The sequence below is a fragment of the Sphingomonas sp. BL2 genome (assembly GCF_056680015.1).
The window spans coordinates 2,614,722-2,626,501 of sequence record NZ_CM155261.1 but is presented as its reverse complement, the minus strand read 5'-3'; the positions used below and the strand labels follow the sequence as shown (position 1 = coordinate 2,626,501).

Genomic DNA, 11,780 nt, shown 5'->3' with positions numbered 1-11,780 from the left:
TGTGCGGTGCATCGTCAACCCGCCGAGGGGTGCTAACGACTCGCAACTGAGCCCTTCTCCGTCATTCCCGCGAAGGTGGGAATCCACTTCACCTTTCGCGCCTGCGGATGGCTGGATCCCCGCCTTCGCGGGAATGACGGAAGAAGGGTTTGGCCACCCCAGCCGATATGCCTAAGAGCAAGCATGGCCTTCTACCACCCGATCCTGTTCCGTCTCGACGCCGAGCGCGCGCATACCCTCACCATCGCCGCGCTCGGCGCATGGGGGAAGGCCGGCACGCCGCTCGCCCCCAGCGTACCGCGGCTCGCGACGACCGTGGCGGGGATCGCCTTCCCCAACCCGGTCGGCTTGGCGGCAGGGGTCGACAAGGACGGCCGCGCGATCGACGGCTTCTTGGGGCTGGGCTTCGGCAGCGTCGAGATCGGCACTCTCACGCCGGTGCCGCAACCGGGCAACCCGAAGCCGCGCATCTTCCGCCTTCCCGAGGACCGCGCCATCATCAACCGCCTCGGCTTTAACAATGGCGGCCTCAATGCGGCGCTGTCCCGAGTATGTTCACCCGCGAAGGCGGGTGCCCAGACTGGGCACCCGCCTTCGCGGGTGAACAAGGGACCGGGCGGTGAAGGCATTTTGGGCATCAACGTCGGCGCGAACAAGGACGCGACCGATCGCACCGCTGACTACGTCCACGGCGTTACCAGAGCCGCGCCGCATGCCGACTACATCACCATAAACATCAGTTCCCCCAACACCCCAGGCCTGCGCGACCTCCAGCACGGTGCAGCGCTCCGCGACCTCCTCGCCGCCTGCACCGCCGCGAAGGGGAGCACGCCAATCTTCCTCAAGGTCGCCCCCGACCTCGAACCCGCCGACATAGACGACATCGCCCGCGCCGCGATCGACAACCGCATCGACGCGCTGATCGTCAACAACACGACGATCTCCCGCCCCGACTTGCGCTCCGCCAACGCTAAGGAAACCGGCGGCCTGTCCGGAGCGCCGCTCGTCCCGCTCGCCCGCCAGCGTCTGTCGGACTTCCGCAAGGCCACAGGCGCAGCGATCCCGCTGATCTCGGTCGGCGGCGTAGACAGCGGCGCCGAAGCCTATGCCCGCCTCCGTGCCGGTGCGAGCCTCGTCCAGCTCTACACCGCACTGGTGTACGAAGGCCCCGGCCTCCCCGCCCGCATCCTCCGCGAACTCGACGCGCTGCTGAAAGGCGATGGATTCGCCACGGTCGCCGACGCGGTGGGCGTAGACGCCTAACGATCCTCCCCCGCCAGGGGGAGGTGGCGCCGAAGGTGACGGAGGGGGAGGACACGGAACAGCGGTATTCCCTTTCCTCCCCCTCCGTCTGGCAAGCGCCAGCCACCTCCCCCTGGCGGGGGAGGATCGTGAGGTCGGACGGCGAGACCGCTTGCCTCATACCCGAACCGCGCTAGGCTTGCGCTCAATGAAGACCTCCATCCTAGCGCTCGCCCTCCTCGTCCCCGCAGCCACGGTAGAGGCGCGCCAACCCGCCCCAACTAAAGACCAAGGCATGGTCAGCGCCGCAGACCCCCGCGCAGCCGCCGCCGGCGTGGAGATCCTCCGCGCCGGCGGCAGTGCCACCGACGCCGCGATCGCCACCATGCTGGCCCTCAACGTCGTCGAACCGCAAAGCTCGGGCATCGGCGGCGGCAGCTTCTGGATCTCCCAAGCGGCCGGCGGCGCGCTCAGCACGATCGACGCGCGCGAAGAGGCACCCGCCGCCGCCGACGCGCGCTGGTTCTACGCCCCCGACGGCACGCCACTGAGCCATAGCGACGCGGTCCCCGGCGGTCGCAGCGTGGGCATCCCCGGCGCGCTCCGCGGCATGGCGCTCGCGCACCGCGCCTCGGGCAAGCTCCCCTGGGCACAACTGTTCGCCCCCGCGATCCGGCTCGCGACCAACGGCTTTCAGGCCTCCCCCCGCCTCGTCAACGGCATGAAGGCCTATGGCGACCACATTACGCCCGAGACGCGCAAACTCTTCTCCGCCCCCGACGGCTCGCCGGTCGCGATCGGCGCGGTCATCAAGAACCCGCAGCAAGCCGCCCTCCTCCAGCGCATCGCCACCCAGGGCCCCGACAGCTTCTACGTCGGCCCCGAGGCGCAGAAGATCGTCACCGCAGTCAACACCGCGGCGCGCAATCCGTCGAAGATGACGCTCGGCGATCTCGCCAGCTACGACGCCAAGTCGCGCCCGCCAGTCTGCGTCAAATACCGCATCTACCGCGTCTGCGGGATGGGCCCGCCCTCGTCCGGCGGCATCACCGTGCTGATGATCCTGAAGCAGCTCGAACGCTTCGACATGACCAAGCTCGGCAAGGACAGCGCGCAGGCCTGGCATCTGTTCGCCGAATCCTCGCGCCTCGCCTATGCCGACCGCGACCTCTACGTCGGCGATCCCGATTTCGTCCGCGTGCCCGTGCAGGGCATGCTCGACGCCAAGTATCTCGCATCGCGCTCCGCACTGATCTCCCCCGCGAAGACGATGGCGACCGTCACCGCCGGCTCGCCCCCCGGCGCCCCCGCGCGCACCCGCGCCCCGGTCAGCGAAGTCCCCGGCACCACCGACATCGCCACCGTCGACGCGCAAGGCAACGTCGTCGAGGTCACCACCACCGTAGAAGGCTATTTCGGCTCCGGCATCACCGTCGACGGCACGGTCCTCAACAACCAGCTCACCGACTTCGACATCGTCCCCGTCAAGGACGGCGCCCTCGTCGCCAACCGCGTCGAAGGCGGCAAGCGCCCGCGCAGCTCGATGTCGCCGACGATCGTCTACGGCCCCGACGGCAAGGTCCGCCTCGCAGTCGGCGCGGCAGGCGGCTCGACGATCATCGCGCAGGTGGCCAAGGCGATCATCGGCGTGGTCGACTGGAAACTATCGGCACAGGACTCGATCGCACTAGGCCTGCTCTACGCCCCCGGCCACGTCGCGGCAGCGGAGAAGGGCACGGAGCGCGAGGCGATGGTCCCCGCGTTACAGGCGCTAGGCGAGACCGTGCAGGTCGCAGCGCTGGGCCTGAAGGCAAACGCGATCGAACGCGTCGGCGGCAAATGGGTCGGCGCTGCAGACCCCCGTAGCGAGGGTGTCGCGATGAGCCAGGACGGCACCGTCACGCAGATCCAACGCGTCGGCAAACTCCAGCGCGCACCGGAGTAACGACGAAACTCCACCTCCCCGGCGAAGGCCGGGGTCCAGTTGGAAAGGTCGCAGTAACGACGCGCAAACGTCAATTAGCAACGTTTCCCAACTGGACCCCGGCCTCCGCCGGGGCGGTGCCGAGTCCGTGGCAGAGGTTGGGGTTGAGCCCTCGCCGGTTATGACGCACTAACCGTCCAACGCTCAGAATCGCGTCGTACAAGGCGCAACGGCACAGCGCCCAGGGAGAGACAATGGCCCGCCAGCTCGAACGCTTCCCGAACCTCGTCACGATGTTCTTCGCGCGCGCCGCGGAGAAAGGCGACTCCCCGTTCCTGTGGACCAAGACGAGCGGCACATGGGTCGCCACCAGCTGGGCCGAAGCCGCCCGCCAGGTAGCCAGCCTAGCCACCGCCCTCACCGCGATAGGCCTCAAACGCGGCGACCGGGTCATGCTCGTCGCCGAAAACCGCCCCGAATGGTGCCTCAGCGACCTCGCGATCATGGCCGCCGGCTGCGTCACCGTACCGACCTACGTTACCAATACCGAACGCGATCATCTCCACATCATCGAGAACGCCGGCGCCTGCGCGATTATCGTCTCGACCGCGAAACTCGCGAAGACGTTGCTCCCAGCGGTCCTCCGCTCGAACCAGGCGCACACGGTGATCGGGCTCGAGAACATGAAGGTCCCCGCCTCGATCGACTTCCACAACTGGCACGCGCTGATCGCCGCGCACCAGACCGCCCCCGAGACCGCCGCCGCCCGCGCCGACTTCGAACGCGAAGACCTCGCCTGCATTATCTACACCTCGGGCACCGGCGGCGCGCCGCGCGGCGTGATGCAGCACCACGGCGCGATCCTCCACAATTGCGCCGGCTGCGCGTCGGTCATTTCGGAGGATTTCGGCTGGGACGACGAGGTCTTCCTGTCGTTCCTCCCCTTGAGCCACGCCTACGAACACACCGGCGGCCAGCATTTCCCGATCTCATTGGGCGGCCAGATTTACTACGCCGAGGGCCTCGAAAAGCTCGCGGCCAACATCGAAGAGACGCGCCCGACGATCATGTTCGTCGTCCCCCGCCTGTTCGAAGTCCTCCGCACGCGCATCTCGAAGACGATCGAGAAACAGGGCGGCGCCTCGGCGTACCTCCTGCGGCAGGCGCTCGACATCGGCGGCAAGCGCTATGCCGGTCGCCTCCGCCTGATCGACCGGCCGATGCAGGCTGCCGTCGCGACGCTGTTCAAGCCGAAGATCTCGAAGAAGTTCGGCGGTCGATTGAAGGCGATGATATCCGGCGGCGCCCCGCTCAATCCCGAAGTCGGCCTGTTCTTCGAGGCGCTCGGCCTCACCTTCCTGCAAGGTTACGGCCAGACCGAGGCCGCGCCGGTCATCTCGTGCAACCGCCCGAAGGCCGGCGTGCGCATGGATTCGGTCGGCCCCGCGCTCAAGGACACCGAAGTCCGGATCGCCGAGGACGGCGAAATCCTGGTCCGCGGCGAACTCGTCATGCACGGCTATTGGCGCAACGACGCCGAGACCGCGAAGGTGCTCAAGGACGGCTGGCTGCACACCGGCGACATCGGCGAGATCGACGACCGCGGCCGGATCCGCATCACCGATCGCAAGAAGGACCTGATCATCAACGACAAGGGCGAGAACGTCGCCCCGCAAAAGGTCGAGGGGATGCTGACGCTCCAGCCCGAGATCGCGCAGGCGATGATCGCCGGCGACAAGCGCCCGTACATGGTCGCGCTGATCGTGCCCGATCCCGAGTGGACGCAGGAATGGTGTGCGGGGAATGGCGACGCGTGCAGCTTTGCGCGACTGGCTGAGAATAGCGAGTTCCGCACGGCGATCGGGCATGCGGTCGAGCGGGTAAACGCGGACCTGACGGTCACGGAGCGGGTGCGGCGGTTCGTGCTCGCGGATGGGCCGTTCACGATCGAGAACGAGCAGCTGACGCCGAGTTTGAAGATCCGCCGGCATGTGTTGAAACAGGCCTACGGCGAACGGCTGGACGCGCTCTACAAATAACCCTCTCCCCCACGGGGAGAGGGAGGGGCCCGCGCGCCCTTGCGTGTGGGAGGGTGAGGGGCGTGAGGCTCGCAACGCCTCCGCCAAAGCCCCTCACCCTTCCGTCGCCAAGCGGCTCCTCCCTCCCTCTCCCCTGAAGGCAGAGGGACTAGGCGGTCACTTCTTCGCCGCAGCCGGCACCACGGCCATCGTCCAGTCCTTCTCCGGCCGCAGATACTTCGCGGCCGTCGCCTGCAACTCCACCGGCGTGGTAGCCACCAAGTCCGAAGCGATCCGCTGCGTCGCCGCGATCCGCCGCGGATCGAACGTCGCGCCGCCAAGCTGCTGCAACCAGAACTGGTTCCCGGTCGAGGCGCGCAGGATATACTGCCCCATCGGCTTCTTGATCCGGTCCAGCTCGTCCGCCGCGATCGGCGTCGACACCAGTTCCGCCGCGATCTGTCGCGCGATCTGGAAGAAGAACGACACCTTGTCCGGCGCCACCTGCCCGATCGCGACCATCCGCCCGCCGGTGGTCATGCCCACCGGCCACTGGCTCGACACGTTCGGGCTGTAGCTCGCGCCCGCCGCCTGCCGAAGCCGCTCGAACAAGCGATCACTGAACACCTGCGCCAGCACATCCAGACGCCGCGCCTCGACGATGTTGTCGATCCCGCCACCCGTCGGCCATGCGATTACCGCCGCCGCCTGGTTCTCAGGCCCGGTATGCGCACGCATCACCGGCGTCGCGTTGTGCGCGGGGAAGCCGACCGGCGCCCCGACCGTCGACACCGCCGTCCGCGGCTTCATCGCCCCGAACGACTTCGCCACCGCGGCGATCGCATCCTCGGTCTTCACGTCGCCGAAGATCGAGACCTCGACCGGCCCGGTCTTCAGGATCGGCTCCCAGAATGCGCGGAAGTCCTTTGCATTCAGCGCCTCGACGGTCGGCTTCGACGGCGTACCCCAGCGCGGATCGCCCGCCCGCAGCAAGCCTTCGAGATCACGCGACAACACACCGTCCGGCGACGAATCATACCCCGCAAACCCCGCCAGCGCCGCAACCCGAGCACGCGCCACTGGCGCCGGATCCCAGGCCGGGAACGCGAGTTTCGCCGCCATCAGCCGCAACTGATCGGCATAATCCGCCGGCGACGTGATCGCGCTCAGCGTGAACGCATCGTCGTCGATCCCGAAGTCCAGCCCGATCCGACGCCCCGCCGTCAGCTGGTCGAGATCGCCCTGGTCGAGCTTGCCGATGCCGCCCGCGACCAGAGCGAGATCACCCGCCCAGGCCGGCGTCGGCCGGTTCGACGGGATCGCGGTATACCCACCACCGAACCGCACGCGTACATACACGCGCCCAGTCTCGCCCGCGTTCGGGAACAGCAGCACGCGCGTTCCGTTGGCGAAGTTCACCTGCTCCATGTCGAAAGCGGTGATCTTCTCACGACTGGCGACGACGCCCGGCTTGCCGAGCGACGGCAGCTTCGAGAAATCGACCGCAGCCTGCGCACGACGCTTGCCCGCAAGACCCGAAACATCGGCCTTCAACGCAGTCGCCAGCTTGGCCGCAGCACCCGCATCGGGTGTCTGCGTGTTCACGAGAGCGCGCGTCGTGCCTTCGAAGATCGCCTTGCTCGACGCGAGCAACGTGGCGGGCGTGAACATGCCCTTCGCCTTGGCGTCTTGCAAAATCTTGTACGATGTCTCCGGCCCGGCCACCGTCTCGCGAATATCGAGCGCGCTGACCATGTCGTCCGCCTGCTTCGACCCCGCCTCGACCTTCGCCGTCTCGACGCTGGTCCGCATGATCGTGTCGAAATCGGCATATTCGCGGTCGACTTCGGCCTGGCTCGGCGCGTTGGTCTGCGCGTCGGCGATCACCGCGCGCACGTCCTTCAACGCCGCTTCCCAGTCGGTCCCGATCGGCACGATGTTGACGCTGGTCAGGTTCGCCGAGCGCGACACGTCGTCGATCGACACGCCTGCCTGGAGGAAGCTGCCGCCCGCCCGCGCGCGCGTCTCGAGCCGCCGGCTGATCAGGCGTGTCGCCAGCACGTCGACCTCGCGCCGCTGGTTCATGATCGCGGTGTCGTCCTTATACTCCCAGGGCCGCACCACGCCGAGCGTCACCACCGCGGGAATAGCCGGCTCGGCGATCGTCGCGGAGACCGGCGCCTTCGGATCGGGCTTGCCGAAGCTCGGCGCCGGCACGAACGGCCCGATGCCCTTCCAGTCCGCGAAGTTCTTGACGATCAACCGCCCGAACAGCGCCGGATCCATGTCGCCCGAGATGATGACGACGGTGTTCTCCGGCCGATACCAGCGATCATGGAACGCCTTTACCGTAGCACCAGTCGCCGCCTCGAGCGTCTTGATATTGCCGATCGGCGAACGATCCGCGAGCGGCTGCCCGGCGAAGAACGTCGCGCGGATCGCATCGCCGAACCGCACCTGCGGCCCGGGCTGCTCGCGCTGTTCGGCCAGCACGACCGGACGCTCGGCGGTCACGGAGGCATCGGTAATGACCGGCTTCTCCATCATCCCCGACATGATCTTCAGGCTCTCGTCCAGGCCGGACTCGGTCGCCGACGGAAGATCGAGCTTGAAGGTGGTCGAAGTCGGCGTCGTCTGCGCATTGGTATCAGACCCGAAGGTTGCCCCGAACCGCTGCCACACGCGCTTGGCCTCACCGTCCGGCACATATTCCGAGCCGCGGAACGACAGATGCTCGATAAAATGCGCGAAGCCCCGCTCGCTGTCGGTCTCGTTCAGCGAGCCCGCGTCGATCCGCACGCGCACCGACACCTGGCCCGGTGGCACGCCGTTCTTGCGCACCGCAAACCGCATGCCGTTGGGCAACGTGCCGAACTTCCACTCGGGATCCCGCGTGAGATCGCTGCCCTTGTAGAGCCACGCGGTCGTATCGATTCCCGGCAGCTCGGGAAGCGTCGGCGCTTCCTTCGTGGGGGTGGATACGGCCTGCTGCGTCGCCATCTGGCCGCTCGCCGGAATGGCGACGCCGAGGATGACGGGGAGGAGGACGGGAGCGCGGTACAAGCGCGAAAAGGACACCATGGTTCACCTGTAGCGGTCGCGGGCGTCGCTCGCCAGTGCCCTGCCTCGGCACCGGGCGCGCGGTGCCATCATTTCGTCCAACACTGCCGGTATATCGTGTCCGAACAAGGGGATCGGCGCCGTCGCGCGCCTGGATACAGGGTAGAGATGACGGTCGAAGCCGAACTGGGGCACGAACTGGGCCACGAACTGGGGCAGTGTTCATTGTGGCGGGATTCGGGCGAACCGGCAGTACGCCGCGGCGCCCGCGTGCCCGATCTGAACGTGATCTCGGGCGCACCCAAACCCGGCGCGCCGATGGTCGCCGAGGCCAACCGCCCGCTGATCATCCGCGTCGGCAAGCATTTGCGCGGCGTGTTCGACCGCATGATCGCCTCGTCCTCGCTGGTCGCCAACGATCCGGTGCTCGACGTCCGCGACTTCGCCTGGACCGCGGGCCTGCGAGAGAACTGGGCCGCGATCCGCGACGAGGCCGTCCGCGTCGCGCTGCAAGGCGAAGCGTCGCCCAGCCTCGCGACGATCTCGCCCGATCACCGCTCGATCGCCGAGGTCGACAAATGGCGTTCGTTCTTCCTCTACGGCTACGGCTACCCGATCGAGGAAAGCCTCGCGCGCTGCCCGCACACGGCAGCAGCCGTCGCGCGCATTCCCGGCCTCAACAGCGCGTTCTTCTCGATCCTCGCGCCGGGCACCCACATCCCCGAGCATCGCGGCGTGACCAAGGGCCTCATCACCTGCCACCTCGGCCTGATCGTCCCGCGAGACGGCGACGTCCGCATGCGCGTCCACGACCGTACCGTCCGCTGGGCGGAAGGCGAGACGCTCGTGTTCGACGACACCTATCAGCACGAGGTCTGGAACGACACCAGCGGCACCCGAGTCGTGTTGCTGATCCAGTTCGAACGCCCCTTGCGCAATCCCGGCAAGTGGATCGCCGACCTGTTCCTCGGCGTCGTCCGCCGCTCCGCCTTCGTCCAGGACGCGGTCCGCAACATCGGGAGCTGGAACGCCGCGGTGAAGCAGCTCGACGTCTGAGCGATCCCGCGTGAGAGGTTGCACCGATCCGGACCGATCTCCGGACGTCGTTGTGGTCGTCTACTGATACGCTCAGGCCAGCAGTGGGAGAGGGCGCCGTGGACAGTGATCGTGCGAGACCGAGATACATCCTGACGATCGATGGCGGCGGGACGCGCGGGCTGATCCCCGCGCTGATCCTCGCCGAGCTGGAGCGTCGGATCGGCCGGCCGCTGCACGACTGTTTCGATCTGATCGCCGGTACGTCGACCGGTGGAATCATCGCCGCCGGCCTCACCGCACCCAGCGAGGTGGATCCGAAACGGGCCGCCTGCACTGCGAACGACCTCGTCGATCTGTACCGTAACGAGAGCAAGCGGATATTCCCGCACATCTTCGGCATCCCCCTGCGCGTACCGGGCTGGCCCTATAGCGCCCGGCCGCTCGAACGGATCCTGGCGGCGCGGATCGGCACACGCGTGACGACGCGCGATGCGCTGACGAACATCGTCATTCCGGCGTATGACCTGCTGGCGCGCAAGGCGGTGTTCATGGCCGGCGGCCCCGACTATAACCGCAAGCCCGGCATTCCCGAGCGGGTTTTCCCGCTGCATATCGCCGCGCGCGCGACATCGGCGGCCCCGACGTTCTTCAAGCCGGCCGCGATCGACGATCCCACCAAATTGGAGCCGGATCTGCTGATGGTCGATGGCGGCGTGTTCGCCAATGATCCGACGATCGCGGCCATCATCGAGGGGCGCAAGCTCGGCTGGCATCTCGGCGACATCGAGATCCTGTCGCTGGGTACGGGCCGGTCCGATCGCCCCTATCCCTCTGCGCGGAACTGGTCGTTCCTGGGCTGGGTGAACCCGTTCCGGGGCGTGCCGATCTTCTCGATCCTAATGCAGGCCGGTTCCAGTACGATCTCCTATCAGGCCCGGCGGCTGGACATCGCCGCATATGACCGCGCCGATTTCGCGTTGCCCTCAGGTGATGGCGGACTAGACAATTCGAGTGCCGCGTATCTCGCCGCCCTCACCACGCTGGCCGAGGCCTGGATCGCCGCCAACGATGCCGTGCTCACCCGCTGGGCCGACAAGTTACGGACCAAGCAGTCAGGTCCGCCGCTGCCGCTCGCGGCGTAAGCCCACGACGCAATTTACACGTGTCGCGTTGCCCGACAGCCAGCGCGCGGTACCGGCGCGAACGCGTTAGCCGGAATGCCCTCACCCCTCGAAAGAAACCGTTTCCCGTTCCGCGCTTGATCCCCCGCCCCCTTCGGGCCACATGCCCCTCATGCTCATCGAAACGGAATCCACTCCCAACCCGTCGACGCTGAAGTTCCTGCCGGGACGCACCGTCATGGAAGCCGGCACGCGCGACTTCGCCACGCCTGAAGAAGCGGAAGTAAGCTCGCTCGCCGACGCGATCTTTGGCCTTGGCGACGTCACCGGCGTGTTCTTCGGCCGTGATTTCGTCTCGGTCACCGCCGCGCCCGGCACTGCCTGGTCGGACCTCAAGCCCGACGTGCTCGCGATCCTGCTCGATCACTTCTCCGCCGCGATGCCGCTGTTCAAGCCCGCGCGCGCCGGCTTCTCGGTGCCGTCCGACGAGCCGGCACTGTCGGATGATCCGGCCGATGCCGACATCGTCGCGCAAATCCGCGAATTGATCGACACGCGCGTGCGGCCTGCGGTAGCGAACGACGGCGGCGACATCGTCTATCGCGGCTTCGACAAGGGCAAGGTGTTCCTCCAGCTCCAGGGCGCCTGCGCCGGCTGCCCGTCGTCGAGCGCCACGCTCAAGAACGGCATCGAGCAGCTGCTGAAATACTACGTCCCCGAAGTCACCGAAGTGAGGGCCGTCTGATGCGGCAGAAACTCGACGATACCGTCCTCGACGCGGTCTTCCGCGATGCCCGCAGCTACAATGGCTACACCGATCAGCCGGTCGCTGAGGCCGAGCTGCACGCGATCTGGGACCTGATGAAGTGGGGCCCGACCTCCGCGAACCAGCTCCCCGCGCGCCTGATCTGGGTCACCAGCGACGAAGTCAAGCAGAAGCTCGCCGACGCCTGCAGCGCGCAGAACCAGCCGAAGATCCTGAAAGCCCCCGTGTCGGTGATCATCGGCATGGACACGAATTTCCACGAACACCTGCCCGAGCTGTTCCCGCACGCCGATGCGAAGTCGTGGTTCGACGGCAACGCCGAACTGCGCGAGGCGTCGGCGTTCCGCAATTCGACGTTGCAGGGCGCGTATTTCATCATCGCCGCGCGGATGCTCGGGCTCGATACCGGGCCGATGTCGGGCTTCGACGCGGGCAAGGTCGATGCGGCGTTCTTCCACGACACGCCCGCGGTGCGGACCAACTTCATCTCGACGCTCGGCCACGGCGATCCCGCGACGATCTACGCCCGCTCGCCCCGTCCCGACTTCGCGAAGTTCAACACGATCGCTTGATAAGTAGCCCTCTCCCCCTCGGGGAGAGGGTTGGGTGAG

8 protein-coding genes are annotated in these 11,780 nt (G+C 67.3%); 7 read left to right on the top strand and 1 reads right to left on the bottom strand.

Features of this window, described 5'->3' with window-relative positions; all coding sequences use genetic code 11:
• Positions 1-183: 183 nt before the first annotated feature.
• The 3 genes from AC1ME3_RS12275 to AC1ME3_RS12265 all read left to right on the top strand — a co-directional run bounded on the left by AC1ME3_RS12275 (position 184) and on the right by AC1ME3_RS12265 (position 5,205).
• A complete protein-coding gene (locus AC1ME3_RS12275; RefSeq protein ID WP_480953378.1) occupies positions 184-1,263 on the top strand; it encodes a quinone-dependent dihydroorotate dehydrogenase in 1,080 nt (359 codons plus the stop codon).
• A 187-nt stretch (positions 1,264-1,450) separates the two neighbouring features.
• A complete protein-coding gene (ggt, locus tag AC1ME3_RS12270) occupies positions 1,451-3,187 on the top strand; it encodes a gamma-glutamyltransferase (RefSeq protein ID WP_480953377.1) in 1,737 nt (578 codons plus the stop codon).
• 233 nt (positions 3,188-3,420) lie between these two features.
• Positions 3,421-5,205, top strand: a complete 1,785-nt coding sequence (locus AC1ME3_RS12265) for an AMP-dependent synthetase/ligase (protein ID WP_480953376.1) — start codon at positions 3,421-3,423, stop codon at positions 5,203-5,205.
• Positions 5,206-5,361: 156 nt separating this feature from the next.
• On the opposite strand, the gene AC1ME3_RS12260 is transcribed toward AC1ME3_RS12265, so the two are convergent.
• The gene (locus tag AC1ME3_RS12260) at positions 5,362-8,265 is read right to left on the bottom strand and encodes a M16 family metallopeptidase (RefSeq protein ID WP_480953375.1); all 2,904 of its coding nucleotides are present in this window, start codon (positions 8,263-8,265) and stop codon (positions 5,362-5,364) included.
• A gap of 147 nt (positions 8,266-8,412) precedes the next feature.
• On the opposite strand from AC1ME3_RS12260, the gene AC1ME3_RS12255 reads away from it, so the two are divergent.
• From AC1ME3_RS12255 to AC1ME3_RS12240, 4 genes are all read left to right on the top strand, one after another.
• Complete coding sequence (locus tag AC1ME3_RS12255) at positions 8,413-9,300, top strand: aspartyl/asparaginyl beta-hydroxylase domain-containing protein (RefSeq protein ID WP_480953374.1); 888 nt, start codon at positions 8,413-8,415, stop codon at positions 9,298-9,300.
• Between the two features lie 98 nt (positions 9,301-9,398).
• The gene (locus AC1ME3_RS12250; protein WP_480953373.1) at positions 9,399-10,424 is read left to right on the top strand and encodes a patatin-like phospholipase family protein; all 1,026 of its coding nucleotides are present in this window, start codon (positions 9,399-9,401) and stop codon (positions 10,422-10,424) included.
• Between the two features lie 151 nt (positions 10,425-10,575).
• Positions 10,576-11,148 carry a NifU family protein gene (locus tag AC1ME3_RS12245; RefSeq protein WP_093398839.1) on the top strand — a complete coding sequence of 191 codons (573 nt, stop codon included), beginning with the start codon at positions 10,576-10,578 and terminating at the stop codon, positions 11,146-11,148.
• Complete coding sequence (locus AC1ME3_RS12240) at positions 11,148-11,741, top strand: malonic semialdehyde reductase (RefSeq protein ID WP_480953372.1); 594 nt, start codon at positions 11,148-11,150, stop codon at positions 11,739-11,741. Before AC1ME3_RS12245 ends, AC1ME3_RS12240 begins: the two co-directional genes overlap by 1 nt.
• Positions 11,742-11,780: the final 39 nt, after the last annotated feature.